The organism is Ruegeria sp. AB6, assembly GCF_056542685.1.
On record NZ_JBQGAD010000001.1, the window covers coordinates 62,332 to 78,030 of the forward strand.

Annotated in this window: 15 protein-coding genes; 8 read left to right on the top strand and 7 right to left on the bottom strand. The window is 60.0% G+C overall.

What is annotated here, in order from left to right:
• From ACR0DB_RS00310 to ACR0DB_RS00325, 4 genes are all read right to left on the bottom strand, one after another.
• Positions 1 to 1,254: a DsbA family protein gene (locus tag ACR0DB_RS00310; protein WP_480548114.1), complete on the bottom strand. Its 1,254-nt coding sequence runs from the start codon at positions 1,252 to 1,254 to the stop codon at positions 1 to 3.
• 79 nt (positions 1,255 to 1,333) lie between these two features.
• Complete coding sequence (locus tag ACR0DB_RS00315) at positions 1,334 to 2,803, bottom strand: carboxypeptidase M32 (protein WP_480548116.1); 1,470 nt, start codon at positions 2,801 to 2,803, stop codon at positions 1,334 to 1,336.
• Position 2,804: 1 nt separating this feature from the next.
• On the bottom strand, positions 2,805 to 3,950 hold the full coding sequence (ctaA, locus tag ACR0DB_RS00320; protein WP_480548118.1) for a heme A synthase: 1,146 nt from the start codon (positions 3,948 to 3,950) through the stop codon (positions 2,805 to 2,807).
• A gap of 59 nt (positions 3,951 to 4,009) precedes the next feature.
• Positions 4,010 to 4,753 (bottom strand): RNA methyltransferase, encoded by a 744-nt coding sequence (locus ACR0DB_RS00325; protein WP_480548120.1) that lies wholly within the window; start codon positions 4,751 to 4,753, stop codon positions 4,010 to 4,012.
• Between the two features lie 153 nt (positions 4,754 to 4,906).
• Here ACR0DB_RS00325 and ACR0DB_RS00330 point away from each other — a divergent pair, with 153 nt between their 5' ends.
• The 4 genes from ACR0DB_RS00330 to ACR0DB_RS00345 all read left to right on the top strand — a co-directional run bounded on the left by ACR0DB_RS00330 (position 4,907) and on the right by ACR0DB_RS00345 (position 8,106).
• Positions 4,907 to 5,524, top strand: a complete 618-nt coding sequence (locus tag ACR0DB_RS00330) for a thiamine phosphate synthase (protein ID WP_480548122.1) — start codon at positions 4,907 to 4,909, stop codon at positions 5,522 to 5,524.
• A 45-nt stretch (positions 5,525 to 5,569) separates the two neighbouring features.
• Positions 5,570 to 6,463, top strand: a complete 894-nt coding sequence (locus tag ACR0DB_RS00335; protein ID WP_170354321.1) for a PfkB family carbohydrate kinase — start codon at positions 5,570 to 5,572, stop codon at positions 6,461 to 6,463.
• Complete coding sequence (locus ACR0DB_RS00340) at positions 6,460 to 7,365, top strand: pseudouridine-5'-phosphate glycosidase (RefSeq protein ID WP_480548124.1); 906 nt, start codon at positions 6,460 to 6,462, stop codon at positions 7,363 to 7,365. Before ACR0DB_RS00335 ends, ACR0DB_RS00340 begins: the two co-directional genes overlap by 4 nt.
• 63 nt (positions 7,366 to 7,428) lie before the next feature.
• The gene (locus ACR0DB_RS00345; RefSeq protein ID WP_170774285.1) at positions 7,429 to 8,106 is read left to right on the top strand and encodes a DUF502 domain-containing protein; all 678 of its coding nucleotides are present in this window, start codon (positions 7,429 to 7,431) and stop codon (positions 8,104 to 8,106) included.
• Here ACR0DB_RS00345 and ACR0DB_RS00350 read toward each other — a convergent pair whose 3' ends face one another.
• Positions 8,107 to 9,132 carry a patatin-like phospholipase family protein gene (locus tag ACR0DB_RS00350; protein WP_480549070.1) on the bottom strand — a complete coding sequence of 342 codons (1,026 nt, stop codon included), beginning with the start codon at positions 9,130 to 9,132 and terminating at the stop codon, positions 8,107 to 8,109.
• A 65-nt stretch (positions 9,133 to 9,197) separates the two neighbouring features.
• On the bottom strand, positions 9,198 to 9,971 hold the full coding sequence (locus tag ACR0DB_RS00355) for a 3-hydroxybutyrate dehydrogenase (RefSeq protein WP_170782485.1): 774 nt from the start codon (positions 9,969 to 9,971) through the stop codon (positions 9,198 to 9,200).
• Positions 9,972 to 10,264: 293 nt separating this feature from the next.
• Between ACR0DB_RS00355 and ACR0DB_RS00360 the strand changes: the two genes are divergently transcribed.
• Both ACR0DB_RS00360 and ACR0DB_RS00365 read left to right on the top strand, forming a co-directional pair.
• The gene (locus tag ACR0DB_RS00360; protein ID WP_480548126.1) at positions 10,265 to 12,079 is read left to right on the top strand and encodes an extracellular solute-binding protein; all 1,815 of its coding nucleotides are present in this window, start codon (positions 10,265 to 10,267) and stop codon (positions 12,077 to 12,079) included.
• Positions 12,080 to 12,574: 495 nt separating this feature from the next.
• Complete coding sequence (locus ACR0DB_RS00365; RefSeq protein ID WP_170774290.1) at positions 12,575 to 12,811, top strand: hypothetical protein; 237 nt, start codon at positions 12,575 to 12,577, stop codon at positions 12,809 to 12,811.
• Here ACR0DB_RS00365 and ACR0DB_RS00370 read toward each other — a convergent pair.
• Entirely contained in the window at positions 12,800 to 13,423 is a 624-nt protein-coding gene (locus ACR0DB_RS00370; RefSeq protein WP_170774292.1) for a helix-turn-helix domain-containing protein, read from the bottom strand. The two genes, ACR0DB_RS00365 and ACR0DB_RS00370, sit on opposite strands and share 12 nt — an antisense overlap.
• 65 nt (positions 13,424 to 13,488) lie before the next feature.
• Here ACR0DB_RS00370 and ACR0DB_RS00375 point away from each other — a divergent pair, with 65 nt between their 5' ends.
• On the top strand, positions 13,489 to 15,006 hold the full coding sequence (locus ACR0DB_RS00375) for a class I adenylate-forming enzyme family protein (protein ID WP_480548128.1): 1,518 nt from the start codon (positions 13,489 to 13,491) through the stop codon (positions 15,004 to 15,006).
• A complete protein-coding gene (locus tag ACR0DB_RS00380) occupies positions 15,003 to 15,662 on the top strand; it encodes a DsbA family oxidoreductase (protein ID WP_170774296.1) in 660 nt (219 codons plus the stop codon). The genes ACR0DB_RS00375 and ACR0DB_RS00380 overlap by 4 nt, the downstream gene beginning before the upstream one ends.
• Positions 15,663 to 15,699 lie beyond the last annotated feature (37 nt).

Consider the following 15,699-nt stretch of genomic DNA (forward strand, 5'->3'; position numbering starts at 1 on the left):
TTAAGCTTGTGCTCGCATAAGATCCTGAAGCACCCAAAGCCTGTCCTGACCCCAAACGCTTTGGCCGTTCAGATGAAAGCTGGGAACCCCCCAAAGCCCGATTTGGAGAAGACGTTCCTGGTTGGCCTCGACCCGGGTCCGCCAGTCAGAAGTGCCAATCAATGTCTTGGCCGTTTGCCATTCCAAACCCGCTTGACGCACGACCTCCGCAAGCCCGGTATCGGTGCTGGCATCCAATCCTTGGGCCCAAGCGCCGGTCATGAAAGCCGCGCAATATTCCGGCAGGCGACCCTCGGCTTCGGCATAATCCAATAGGGCGTACCCCCTTTCAATGCCCGCGCCCAAAGGGTCGCTAATACGACCAAACGGGATGGCCAGATGCCGCGCTTCGCGCGCGCAATCCCCTAAAATATATGATGATTTCGCTTTGGGAACGGGCAGTCCACGCATCAACATCGGAAGCACCGGACGCAAGATCAAACGCGCATTGGTCCGCGTGGCTAGATCGCGTACACGGTCGAAAGCCAGATAGGAATACGGGCTTCGAAACGAGAAAAAGAACTCCAGTTCCTGCCCTGTTGCATCAGGGAAGGGCTCGGAATAGTCCGGCACAATGGGCGGGTGCGACGGCCCAAGCCCAAGCGTCGCCAAACGCCCGTCCAGGTATCCAAGCCGGTCCGGCCCCCAATAGCATTCGCCCCCATACGCAAAGCTGCCGCCAAGGTAATGCCCGGCGGCGGCAAGAGCCTGATCCCCTGCTCGCCGCGCCACATTCGGATCAGAGTGCGCGCCTTCGGGGATATCCAGACCGGACCACAGCGCAGTGCTGATTTGCAGTGCTTTTGAGGCGAAGTCCTGATCACCCAACAGGGCCGCAAGACGCCGCTCGGCTTGCGCAAAACCCGCGTCAGACGGGGCCGGCTGCTGTGGCGCTGCAAACCCTAAACGTCGCGCCCATCGCACAGTGTCGGCCCATGAATTCTGCCAGTATTCGGTGGGCAACGGCTGGATATCCGAAGCCGGGCGCGAGATCAGATGCGGCTCGATCTGGACATCAAATTTGTTCTGTAACTTAAGCAAAAGCTGCAGGCTGAGGTGGCAATAGGGATCAGCAACGTCGTGAAAATACTGTACGGTATGAGGCTCGCCGCTGAGCCTCCGTCGCACCTCGGCAATACGCTGCCTTGCGCCGTGCAGGCCCTCGCTGGTCAGCACAACCGCAGCTTGGGTTTTCAACTTGTTTTTGATCGACACGTGCCCCTCCCAAGTCGCCTCTGGGGCACTCTATCGTCTGGCACAAAGATTCCCACGGCCGAACACTGAAACGTGAGGGTCAGAGGCCGTAGAGCTTGCAGAATTTGTCTTCCAGATACGTCAGCAACGGCTCTGGCCCCGGTTCAACCCCACTGGCGCGGGTTATGACCTCGCGCGGGGCATAAAGCCCGCCATGGCGCTGCAGGTTCTCGCGCAGCCAGCCGGTTGCGCCCGTCGAGTCACCTTGCGCAAGCTGCGCGTCCAAATCTGGTAGCGCCGCGCGCAGCGCCTCATACAGGCATCCGGCGTAGACATTGCCCAGCGAGTAGGTCGGGAAATAGCCAAACAGCCCCACCGACCAATGCACATCCTGTAAGCACCCGTTTGAAGGCTTGTCGACCGCATAGCCGAAATCGGCCTTGAAACGGTCATTCCAAGCGGCTTCCAGATCGCTGACCTGCAGGTCTCCGGCCATCAGGGCGCGCTCCAGATCAAAGCGCAGCATGATGTGCAGGTTATATTGCACCTCATCCGCCTCGGTTCGGATATAGCCGTTATGAACACCGTTGACGGTGGCATAGAATGCGTCGGCGTCACTAATCCCGAAATCGCCAAAGGCCGCTGTCATCTGATCGAACAGCCAGCCGGTGAACGCACGCGAGCGGCCCAGCTGGTTTTCATAAATCCGGCTTTGGCTTTCATGCACGCCCATCGACACCCCACTGCCCAGCGGGGTCAGCGCATAAGCTTGGTCGATGCCTTGCTCATAAGCGGCATGGCCGACCTCATGAATAGTCGAGTAGAAGCAGTTGAACGGATCGGTCTCGCTGGTACGGGTGGTGATCCGCACGTCCAGCCCGCTGCCCGAGCTGAACGGATGCACCGCCTTGTCCACGCGACCCGTGTTCAGGTCATAGCCGAAGGTGGTCGCCAGTTTCTGCGACAGGCGCATCTGGGTCAGTTCGTCAAATGTACCGGTCAGGGCTTGCGGCGCGGGGCAGTCCAAAACAGCTGCGCGCAGGGCCACCAGACGCGGGCGCATCTGGTCGAAGATTTCGGCAATTTGAGTGCCCGTGGTGTAGGGCTCATAATCCTCGACCATGGCGTCATAGACGTCACCGCCTTGCGCCAGCGCCGCGCCCTCTTCACGTTTCAAGGCAACGACGTTTTGCAGCACGGGCAGGAACGCGGCCACATCTTCGTCCGCGCGGGCCTGCGCCCATGTGCCCTGCGCAGCGGATGTGACACGCGCAATCTCCTTGGCCAAGTCAGCGGGAACTTTGACCGTGCGCTCATAGGATCGGCGGATTTCGCGCAGCTGCGCCTTGCCGACCTCATCCTGCGGGTCGGCCTGATCCAGCCATTCAGCCACGCGCGGGTCGGATCGGCGCGCGTGCAGAACAGCTTCGATCGCAGCCATTTCCTCGGCCCGTTGCGGCGCAGCTCCGCGCGGCATCACCGTTTCTTGGTCCCAGCCCAGCCGCCCGGCAATCTGCCCCAGCGCCGAGGTTTCCCGTTGAAAGGCCATCAGGTCGTCAAAGGCGGTCATGTCACGCTCCGCGGATCGAAGTTGCGATTGGGTAAGCGGTCAGGAAACGCGCGCGCAGGATCAGGGTCCAGACGACCACGGCCATGAACTGATGGACAATCGCGATCTGCCACGGTGCGGCATAGACCACGGTTATGATGCCGATCACCACTTGCAGTGCCAGCGCCGCAAAGGCGGCGTTAAAGGCAAACCGCGTCTGCGGATGCGCGCTGGTGCCGCCGCGCCGCCAGACGATGACGCCGAAGATCAGCAGTAGATAGCCCGCGCAACGGTGAATGAACTGCACCAGACCGGGACTTTCGAAAAAGTTGCGCCACATCGGCTCCAGCATCGTGGCGTCGGGCGGCAAAAGCTGTCCGCCGATCAAAGGCCAGTCGGTGAAAGACCGCCCCGCATCAATCCCGGCGACCAGTGCGCCAATCAGAATTTGCAGGAATGCGAAATGCATCAAACCGGTCGAGAGCGAGAACAGCTTCGCCTCTTTCGCGCGGCGGGCCTGCATCAGGTCACGCTCCTCGCGGCCCAGCTCAAAGATGTACCACGCAAGGAACCCGAGGATCACAAAGGCCAGACCCAGATGAGTGGCCAGGCGATAGCTGGCGACGGCAGTCATCCCCTCGCCCTGCGTCACGCCCGAAGCGACCATCCACCAACCGACAGCGCCCTGAACTCCGCCCAGAACACCGGGGATCAAAAGCTTACTAGTCCAACCCGTAGGGATTTTCCGCGCGGCCAAGAAACCAAAGAACCCGATGGCCCAGACCAGACCGATCACGCGGCCCAGCTGACGATGACCCCATTCCCACCAGTAGATGAATTTGAAATCGTCCAGCTCCATCCACTGGTTCTGGATGCGCCACTGGTCGATTTCCTTGTACTTGTCGAACTCGGATTGCCAGTCGGCCTCGGACATCGGCGGGATGGCCCCGGTGATCGGACGCCATTCGGTGATCGATAAGCCGCTGTCGGTCAGGCGCGTCAGGCCGCCAACGGCAATCATGATCACGACCAGCGCGAACAGCATCATCAGCCAAGCCCGGATCGCCTTGCGCGCGCCGCCACGGCCACGGTCGATCATACCGGGCTGAACCACCTCTTGTTTCTGGTCGCCCGAGACTTCTTCGAAGATGCTGCGCTTGCCGCTCATGCTGTCCTCATGTCCTTGTTTCGTCGCACGCTAGGGTGAAGCGGAAGATAGGTCCAGCCTTAGCCCTTGTCCTTCCAGCGGACCATCTGCCGCATGATCCCGTGCAGTATCTGCACATCGGCCCGCGTCATCCGCATACGCGACCAGAGGTTGCGCAGATTGGTCTTCATCCCTTCGGCCTTTTCGGGTGGGTAGAAGAACCCCGCCTCTTCCAGCCGGTCCTCGTAGTGTTCGACCAGTTTTTCGACCTCGATCCCTGTGGCCCAATCGCCCTTGCCCAGATCGGTGGCCTCATGCACCACATCGGCGCTTTGGCGCATCCACTCGTAGGCGGTCAGCAACACGCATTGCCCGAGGTTGAGCGAGGCATATTCGGGGTTCACCGGAACCGAGATGATGGCGTTTGCCTTGGCGATATCTTCATTCTCAAGCCCCGCGCGTTCGGGGCCGAACAGCACGGCGACTTTTTCACCCGCTGCGACCTTTTCGGCGGCGATTTGCATGGCGCGCTCGGGGCTGTAGACTGGCTTGGTCAACCCGCGCTGGCGTGCAGTGGTTGCGAAGACAAAGGTGCTGTCAGCCAACGACCCGGCCAGATCATCAAACAGCTGCGCCTCATCCAACAACCGCCCGGCCCCGCTGGACATCGCCACCGCCTTGGGGTTCGGCCAGCCATCACGTGGGGCAACAATCCGCATCCGGTCCAGCCCGAAGTTCCACATCGCCCGCGCGGCAGCACCGATGTTTTCGCCCATCTGAGGGCGCACGAGCACAAAGGAAGGCTGGGATTTGTCGCTGGGCATGGCTGTCTCCGAAAGTTCCGCTTGCTGTAATCGGCGCTTTGGCGCAGGGCAAGCCGTCCGGGAGGCCAAATACGCCAATATCCGGCATAAAAGTTTGCTTCCCCGGCCCAATCCGCTAAACCGCGCCAAAGACTGAAAGCGAAGGACGCGCCAATGGACACCCCCGAGCAGCCGCAGATTTACCTGATCACCCCGCCCACGATCACCCTGAGCACCTTCCCCGAGCAGTTGGGCCGCGTGCTGGACAGCACAGAGATCGCCTGCATCCGCCTCGCCTTGGCGGGTAGCGACGAAGACACCATCGCCCGCGCCGCCGATGCCTGCCGCGAGGTCGCGCACGCACGGGATGTGGCGATCGTGATCTCGAACCATGTCCTGCTGGCGCAGCGGCTAGGGCTGGACGGGGTGCATCTGGATGACGGTGCGCGCTCGGTCCGGTCGGCACGCAAAGAACTGGGCGCGGATGCCATCGTCGGCAGCTTTTGCGCGGCCTCCAGCCATGACGGCATGACCGCAGGTGAGCATGGCGCGGACTACGTGGCCTTTGGCCCGGTTGGCGCATCGGCCTTGGGCGATGGCACAATCGCAGAAAAAGACCTGTTCCAGTGGTGGTCCGAGATGATCGAGGTTCCGGTTGTGGCCGAAGGCGGCCTGACCCCCGAGCTGATCCGCGCGCTGTCGCCGCACACCGATTTCTTTGGCATTGGCGACGAGATCTGGTCGCAGGACGATCCTGTTGCCGCGCTGAAAGCCCTGACCGACGCGATGTGAGCGTTATCCCTTGCACCTGCCGTGACGCTGCGGCATGACACGGGCATGACTCAGACTAGCGAAATCCTGTGTATCGGATCGGTCTTGTGGGACGTGATCGGGCGATCTGCCAGCGCTATGCGGCAGGGGTCAGACGTGCCGGGGCGGATCACCCGCCTGCCCGGCGGTGTGGCGATGAATATCGCCATGACACTGGTGCGGTTCGGCATGACACCCACCCTGCTGACCGCCATTGGCCGCGACCCTGAAGGCGACGAACTGGTCAATGCCTGCGCACGGCTGGGCATGGTCACGGATCACGTCTACCGCTCGCAGGATTTGCCGACCGACCGCTATATGGCTGTCGAAGGTGCCAATGGTCTGATCGCCGCCATCGCCGACGCGCATTCGCTTGAGGCTGCGGGCGCGAAAATCCTACGCCCGCTGATGCATGGGCCGCTGGGTTACGAGAACACACCGTTCGAAGGCCCCATCGCATTGGATGGCAACCTGACGCTAACTTTGCTGGAAGAAATCGCCCAAAGCCCGGCCTTCGCAAAAGCCGATTTGCGCGTGGCCCCTGCCTCACCCGGTAAGGCCGAGCGCCTGTTGCCCTTCCTCAAACATGCCCGCGCGACGCTCTACGTGAACCTCGAAGAGGCAGGGCTCCTGTGTCAGCGCGAGTTCACCGATTCCGAATCCGCTGCCAAGGGCCTGCTGGACCGCGGCGCCTTGCGAGTGCTTGTCACAGATGGCGGCAACTCGGCCACTGTCGGCACCGCAGATGAGATTCTGACCCAAACACCCCCGTCCGTTCTGGTCACCCGCGTGACTGGCGCGGGCGACACTTTCATGGCGGCGCATATCGCATCCGAGGCCGCCGGGGCCGCCCCCGACGCTGCCCTGACCCGCGCCTTGCACGCCGCCGCCACTTACGTTTCCGGAGAAACCCCACTGTGATCGACATCCACTACTCGGCCGAGGTCCGCGCCGCCAAAGACGCAGGCCAACCCATCGTTGCGCTGGAAAGCACCATCATTACCCACGGCATGCCCTACCCCCAGAACATCGAGGTCGCGGCGCAGGTCGAACAGGACATCCGCGATGCAGGTGCCGTTCCAGCAACGATTGCGGTCATCGACGGCGTGCTGAACGTGGGGCTGGAAGAGGATCAGCTCAAAGCGCTTGGTCAGGCGCAAGGTGTCGCCAAAATCTCGCGCGCGGACATGGCGGCCTGTATCTCGACCGGCGGGACCGGAGCCACAACCGTCGCCGCCACAATGATCGCAGCGCACTACGCTGGAATTCCGGTCTTCGCCACCGGCGGGATAGGCGGCGTGCATCAAGGCGCCGAAACTTCGTTCGATATTTCAGCGGACCTGCATGAGTTGGCTCAAACCCCTGTGACTGTTGTGGCCGCCGGTGCAAAAGCCATCCTCGATCTGGCCAAAACGCTCGAGGTTCTTGAAACGCTGGGCGTCCCCGTCATAGCTCACGGGCAGGACGAATTCCCCGCCTTCTGGTCCGCCAAATCCCCTTATGCCGCGCCATTGCGTATGGACACCGCCGAAGCCATCGCCAAGGCCCACGCCACTCGCCGCGCCCTTGGGCTGCCTGGCGGGCAACTCGTAGCCAACCCAATCCCCGACGCAGATCAGATCCCGGCCGAGGAATTGGCCCCGATCATCGCCTCCGCCCAAGCGGACGCCGACGCGCACCGGATCACCGGCAAAGGTGTCACCCCTTACCTGCTGCAGCGCATCTATGAACAGACCGAGGGGCGTTCACTGACCGCAAACATCGCATTGGTCAGAAATAACGCAAAATTGGCCGCCGGAATCGCCCGCGCCCTGTCCGAGTGAGCAAAGCTATTGTACCAAGGCCCCGGACTGCTTAACTAAATCGGCAAATCACTCAGGACCGCAATGAACACGCCCTTTGACGAAGAACCTCACCGCGGACCGGGCCTGTTTTCCCGGCTGCGCGCGTCATTTCTGACGGGCATCGTTGTTATTGCACCAGTCTGGCTAACGGTCTGGCTGATCTGGTCTGTGGTTGGCTGGATCGACAGCGCCGTCCTGCCGCTTGTGCCACAGCAATTTCACCCCGAACAGTATGTAGGAATCAATCTGCGCGGCGTCGGCGTGGTGATATTCCTGATCTTCACGGTGATCGTCGGCTGGATCGCCAAAGGCATTCTGGGCCGGTCGCTGATCCATTTCGGCGAAAGCGTCGTGAATCGGATGCCAGTGGTGCGGTCGGTCTATTCCGGGATCAAACAGATCTCGGAAACGGTTTTCGCGCAAACCGAACGGTCGTTTGAAAAAGCCTGTCTCATCCAATATCCCCGCCGTGGCATCTGGGCCATCGGCTTCGTCTCGACCACTGCACGGGGCGAGGTCAGCGACCGTGCCGAAACCGGCGGTGCACTGCTCAGCGTCTTCGTGCCCACAACACCGAACCCGACCTCCGGTTTCTTGCTGTTTTTCCCTGAAGAGGACGTGATCCTGCTGGACATGTCCATTGAGGACGCCGCCAAACTGGTCATTTCAGCCGGTCTGGTCTACCCGAACGAAAAAGACCCGACCCAGCCGCCCGAGTGATCAGCCGAACATCTCCGGCAGGTTGACAGTGCTTTGCTGGCCCAAATCCGCCTTGTGATCGGTCAGAAACCGACTAGCAGCCCGACGCCCAGCCTCTTTCAGCTTATGTAGGATGACCGGGTTAGGCACCGTCTTGGTCGCCACGGAAAGATCATTCATCAGCTCATCATCCGCGATCATATGCACCAACACGCGGCTCATCTCACCCGCCTGCAACTTGCCCTCGGCCAACAGTCGCTGTACGAAACTGATCGCTCGCAACTCCCGAAACAGGGACGAGTTGAAACTGATCTCATTCACCCGATTCTGGATTTGCTGCGGAGTCTTCGGCACCTCGTCCCGCTCCAGAGGATTGATATTCACGATCACAACATCATCGGGTAAACCTCTGTCAAACAGAGGGTAAAGCGCCGGATTGCCGGTATACCCACCGTCCCAATAGGCCTCAGTCCGCCCCGTTTTTGGATCGAAAATCTCCACCGCCTGAAACAAGGTCGGCAAACAGGCCGAAGCCAAAATCGCATCGGTCGAAATCTCGTCCCCCGTAAACACTCGGATCTTGCCACTGCGCACACAGGTCGCACACACAAACAGGGCTGGTCCCAGATCCGCACAGACCTCATCAAAGTTGAAGCGATCAATCACCGACTCCAACGGGTTCTTGTAGAACGGCCCGTATGCATAAGGCGACACCAACCGCGACCACGTATCCCCCACAGAAAACGGCAGGGAATACTCCATCGCCTGCGCGACCTGAGCAGGCTCAACGGCCTGCATCCAATTGGCCAACCGCATGTCGCCCACGGCCCCCATACGCGCCCAAAGCCCGTTCAGGTTGGCCCGCGCACCATCGCGCCCATCCCGAACCATACCTGACTTGTACGCTGCACCATTCAAAGCCCCGGCCGAAGTCCCAGTGATCGCAGCGACCTCGATATCCTCTTCGTCCAAAATCCGATCCAGCACACCCCAGGTAAACGCCCCATGTGCACCACCGCCCTGCAGGGCCAGATTGATCCTCTTCACAACGCTCACCCCTTCTTCTGTTCAAAAATACCTCGGGGGTGTGGGGGCCGAGCCCCCACGCAGCCTCACAACGCCGTCCAACCGCCATCCACGGAAATCGTCGTGCCGGTGATTTGCGCTGCAGCGTCCGAGCACAAAAACACCGTTGTGCCTCCCAACTGCTCAACCGTGGCAAACTCTTTCGACGGTTGCCGCTCCAGCATGACGTTCTTGATCACGTCATCGCGACTCATGTCATATTCCTTCATCGTATTGGGAATCTGCGCCTCGACCAGCGGGGTCAACACGTAGCCCGGACAAATGGCATTGCACGTGATCGGCTCTTGTGCCGTTTCCAGCGCCACGGACTTGGTCATACCCACTACACCGTGCTTGGCTGCGATATAGGCCGCCTTGTAGGGCGACGCCGTCAAACCATGGGCCGAGGCGATGTTGACCACACGCCCCCACCCGGCCTTGCGCATCATCGGCAAAGCGGCGGCCGTAGTGTGAAAAGCCGAGTTCATGTTGATCGCAATGATCGCATCCCATTTGTCGACTGGGAACTGATCGATCGGCGCCACATGCTGAATACCCGCATTGTTGACCAGAATATCGCATACGCCCACGGTCTCGATCAGCGCCCGGCACTCGTCACCTTTAGACATATCGGCCTTGACATAGCGCGCGTTTGTTCCCGTCTGATCCGAGATCTCGGCGGCCAGCGCGTGATCCTCGTCGCGGTCGGTGAACGAGTTCAACACCACATCCGCCCCGGCCTTCGCCAACTCGCGTGCGATACCCAATCCAATACCTGAATTTGACCCTGTGATAATTGCGGTCTTGCCCGAAAGGCTCATGGCCACTCTCCTTCGAAATCCGAATTTCCGTCACAGTGCCATGCTGCACCTGCAAAGAAAACGGCGAATGACAAAAGCACGAAACAGTGCCAAAAATCTGCACAAAAAAAACGCCCGCACGAAGCGGGCGTTAAGTTATTGAGGCAGGTTTCATACAGGCAAGAAACCTATCGAGCAGTGCACCCTTTATAAGCAATTCCACGCCTCCGTCCAAGCTAAAAGTTTGAAAATAAGAAAAATCATCGGTACGGTGAATCCCAACAAAATAAGGCCAGAGCAGGATTGTTTCCAAAATGCGCCCCAATATTCTCCGCCCCATTCGCCCTGTGATCACGGGAATCACCCTGCTTTTGAGCAGTGCTATCGCTAACGCAGAATCGGCTCATGGCATAGCTATGTATGGCGCGCCCGCACTACCACCGGATTTTGTGTCATTGCCTTACGCAAATCCGGATGCGCCAAAAGGCGGCAAAGTCGTTTTTGGAAATACCGGCGGCTATAACAGTTTGAACCCGTTTGTGCAAAAAGGCACCCCACCCTGGCAATTGCGATTTTGGACCCATGAAAGCCTCATGGGGCGATCCTGGGACGAGCCATTCTCGCTATACGGGTTGTTGGCCGAATCGGTTGAAACAGCACCAGACCGTTCTTGGGTCGAATTCACCCTGCGCGAAAACGCCCAATTTTCAGACGGAACCCCGGTGACTGTCGAAGATGTGATCTGGTCGTACGAGATTTTGGGCACCGAAGGCCACCTGCGATATCGCGGATTGTGGGGCAAGATCGACAGTATCGAACAGACCGGCCCGCGCTCGGTTCGGATCACCTTTAACGACCCCGACCGAGAGCTGGCGCTCATCGCCGGTCTGCGCCCGATCCTTCAAAAGGCACAGTGGGACGGCAAGGATTTCGCTGACGCCACCCTGCATGACTTCCCCGTCGGCACCGGCCCCTATGTGATCGACGACTATGAGGCCGGCCGCTATGTCACCCTGCGCCGGAACCCAGACTATTGGGGCTCGGACATCCCGTTCCGACGCGGAACCATGAACTTGGATGAGATGCGGATCGAATTCTACGGCGACGGCACGGTCCTGTTTGAGGCCTTCAAAGCCGGTGCTCTGACCGCTGTGCGCGAATTTAACGCCGACAAGTGGGACACGCAGTACACCTTCCCTTCGATCCAGCGCGGCGACGTGATCAAAACTGAAATCCCGCATGGCAAACCTTCGGGCATGACGGGCTTTGTCATGAATACCCGCAAGGCCACGTTCGATGACTGGCGTGTGCGCGAGGCGTTGACCCTTGCCTTCAACTTCGAATTCATCAACGACACGATCACGGGCGGCGCACAGCCCCGGATTACCTCGTATTTCTCGGGCTCGGATCTTGCCATGCAATCAGGCGAAGCGTCGGGCCGAGTCGCTGAATTGCTGCAACCCTTTGCAGACACGTTGCCGCCTGGCGTGCTTGAGGGTTACAGCCTACCCGAAAGTGACGGATCAGCGCGTAACCGGTCCAATATCCGCAAAGCGACCGCTCTGCTGGCCGAGGCTGGTTGGACCATTCAGGACGGCGTGCTGCGCAATGCAGCGGGCGATGCCTTTACCCTCACCGTCCTTCTGCAACAGGGTGACACCGAAAGCGAAACTGCGATCGAGATTTACAGTCGCGCGCTGGAGCGTCTGGGTATTCAGGTCACGACCGAGATGGTCGACAGCGCCCAATATACGGGTCGCACTTCCGAGCTAGACTTCGACATGACCTTCTTCCGCCGGGCACTATCACTGTCTCCGGGCAACGAACAGCGGCTCTATTGGGGCAGCGAGAACGCCGACACGCCGGGGACGCGTAACCTGATGGGCGTTGCCTCGCCTGCGGTAGATGGGATGATCGACGCCATGCTTGCCTCGGAAAGCCGCGAGGATTTCGTGGCCGCCACCCGCGCTTTGGACCGGGTTCTGACCGCCGGGCGCTATGTCATCCCGATCTGGAATTTCGACGTTGGCCGCATCGCCCACGCGAAAGAGCTAAAATTCCCCGACACTCTGCCGATTTACGGGGACGGGCCGGAATACATGCCGCAGGTCTGGTGGTTCGAAGAATAGCCCAAATGGGGCGCTTTCGCGCCCCATTCCGCCCTCCGAGCCAAGGCCTGATCTCGCCCGTCGCAGCCTGTCGGCGAAAATTGGCACATTCGGTTTTCTGACGACATAGAGTAGTCACTGTTTTCACTACCACAAAATCTGCGGGTCCGCGAATTTTCGTCCAAAATCGGCGCAGTCTCAAAAAGAGCTTTACCGAATACATCTTTGCCGCTAGCCTTCGGCCTATACTTCGCTCTGTGTGATAAGATTTTTGCTTTTATTCTTGAACTTTAGCCAATTTCGTACCCCGCAGCGCGTCTGAGAAACGGACCTGCCTCCACTCACTCCAACCTTAGGTCCGACAGCCCGTTGCGGTGCGGCTGCAACGGGCATTTCCATTCCGAAAATACGCAAGCGCAAGGTGCGACATTTTGTCATGCACGGGGTCGCGCAGGGGCTTCGTAACCTGAATACAGGCCGGGCAGCCTTGAAACCTGGAAACCGGAAAGCTTGCACATGCTGAACTGGACTGACCTGACGCAAGACTGGGATGCGATGTACGCACGCGCCAAACGGCGGTTTCCGAACCTGCGCGATCAGGATAAGCCAAAGCTGGGCAAGGATCGCAAAGGGTTCGAAGCCTATCTGGCCGAGCGGCACCAACTGACCGTAAACGAAGCCCATGAAGAGCTAGAGGATTTTCTGTTCACAGAAGGTCTGAACCGCGAATTCAGCAGCACGTTACGTAAGTGACGTTACCCACAGGATCGTTGCATCCTCATCGCTGACAGACACGACGTTGTGGCCCATGCTGCCGTCGTAATAGGCGCTATCACCGCGACGCATCTCAACCGGTTCATAGAATTCCGTATACAGCCGCACGACGCCGGTCAGGACATACAGAAACTCTTCACCATCATGGCGTACCCAGCCCTCGAACTCGTCCATCGAGCGGGCCCGTACGCGCGCACGGTAGGGCAGCATCTGTTTCTTGGTCAGTGTTTCCGCCAGCAACTCATGTTCGTAAGTCGCGGTCGCATGTGCCGCACCCTGACCCATCCGGGTGACGGACATCCGCCCGATCACCTGCTCGCGTTGCGGGGGCGTGAACAACTGCGGCACCGAGATCTCAAGCCCAACCGCCAACTTCTTCAGCGCGTCATAGGTGGGCGACATCTGACCGTTTTCGATCTTGCTAAGCGTCGAACGCGCCAGTCCTGCCTGCGTGGCCGCCTGTTCCAGCGTCCAGTTGCGCGCTTTGCGCAATTCGCGGACACGGGCGCCCAGATCCAACGGCTCAAGCTCGGTATGGTCTCCGGATTCCCGCGCGATGCGGATCAGCGATGTCTGCTCTTGGGTGCTCATGCGTTTTTCTATAGGGCCAGCCCGTCCTGCTTGCAACGCGTCAGACGTCACGTTAGCCAAGGTCCATGTTGTCTGTCTTCGATCAAGGCCCGCCACCAGCTTGCCCTGCGCCGTTCAATCTGGCGGCACATGTGTTGCGTCACGCGGATGATTTTGCGGAAAAGACCGCTTTGTCAGTGCTGGGTGCGCAGGGCGCGCAACATTGGACTTATGCCGCGCTGAAACGCGCCATACTGGGCACGGGCGCCGGCTTGCTGCAGGCGGGTCTAGTCCCGGGCGATATTGCATTGATGCGGTTGGGAAACACGGTTGATTTCCCGATTGCGTATCTGGGCGCAATTGCGGTGGGGATTGTCCCCGTTCCAACCTCGTCTCAACTGACCGAACCTGAAACGGCGAAAATCATTCAGGATCTGAAACCAGCGGCTGTGCTGCGTGACCCATCGGTGGCTTGTGCTCCTCATCCGGTTCAAGTTTCCTTGGCCGACCTGACCAAGATGCGGGACCTCGCACCCGCCACGGTCCAGATGGGCGACCCTGAGCGTTTGGCTTATGTCGTCTACACCTCGGGCACTTCGGGCAAACCGCGCGCTGTCGCCCATGCGCATAGGGCCATCTGGGCACGGCAGATGATGGTCGATGGCTGGTACGGGTTGCGCGAAGATGACCGGTTGTGCCACGCGGGCGCCTTCAACTGGACCTATACGCTGGGCACCGGGTTGATGGATCCCTGGACAATCGGTGCTACGGCGCTGATCCCCGAACCGGGCATCGATCTGACCGCCCTGCCCGGCTTGTTGCGCGATCACCAAGCCACGATCTTTGCCGCCGCTCCAGGGGTGTTCCGCAAGATCGTATCATCCTCCGATGACCTGCACCTGCCCGATCTGCGCCATGGATTGTGCGCCGGGGAAAAGCTGTCGCCTACGCTACACCGTGCCTGGATGCGCGCCACGGGAACCGAGCTGTTCGAAGCTTACGGCATGTCCGAGTGTTCAACCTTCATCTCCTCCAGCCCTAACCATCCAGCACGGGGCGAGGCATTGGGACAACCGCAACCCGGTCGTCGCGTGGCGATTCTGGGACCCGACGGCCCTGCACCGCAAGGTCAGGCAGGCACCATCGCCATCCACCGTTCGGACCCCGGCCTGATGCTGACCTATCTGAACGCCCCGGACGAGGCGCAGGCGCGAATGCAGGGCGACTGGTTTTTAACCGGAGATCAGGGTGCGATGGCCGTTGACGGCCAGATCACTTATCTGGGGCGAGACGATGACATGATGAACGCGGGCGGCTATCGCGTCTCTCCGATCGAGGTCGAAGCGGTACTGGCCCAACACCCCGGCATCACGCAGGTCGGAGCAGCCGCAGTCGAGGTCAAACAGGATATTTTTCTGATCGCCGCTTTCTATACCGGACCGGAAGAACTGGACGAGGCGGACCTGCGCACCTATGTGGAAACAAATCTGGCGCGCTACAAGCAACCGCGCGCCTTTATCTATCTGCCCGAACTGCCGACCGGTGGGAACGGCAAACTCCTGCGCCGGGCGCTTCCGGCCTACTTCAAGGCGAGCCAACAATGACCCAGACCGTCAAGCTTGATATCATGTCCGACCCGATTTGCCCGTGGTGCTATATCGGCAAGACCCATCTGGACAAAGCGCTGGCCGCGATCCCCGACCACCCCTTCGTCATCGAATGGCACCCGTTTCAGCTGAACCCCGACATGCCTGATAACGGCATGGATCGTCGTGAATATCTGGAGCGTAAATTCGGCGGCAAAGAAGGCGCCGTGCGGGCCTATGCGCCGGTGGTCGAACATGCCGAGAATGCCGGGCTGAAGATCGACTTCGAAGGCATGAAGCGCACCCCAAATACGCTGGACGCGCACCGCCTGATCCATTGGGCCGGGATCGAGGGCAAGCAAACCGAGGCCGTGGACGCCCTGTTCGACGCCTATTTCGTCCAGGCGCGCGATATCGGAGACCATGAGGTTCTTGGCGATATTGCAGACAGCATCGGCATGGACGCCGCCGTAGTGTTGAAACTGTTGAAGTCAGACGCAGACCGTTCGGATATCAGCAACCGCGACAGCCACTCGCGCCAAATGGGCGTGAACTCGGTCCCGACCTTCATCGTGGCCAACCAGCACGCCGTTCCCGGTGCGCAGCCGCCCGAGATGTGGGAGCGCGTGATCGCGGACATCATGTCTCAACTTGAGGCCTCCCCTGCAAATTAGCACAGGTCTGTGTGCATTGGCATGACTGGCGCCCCCT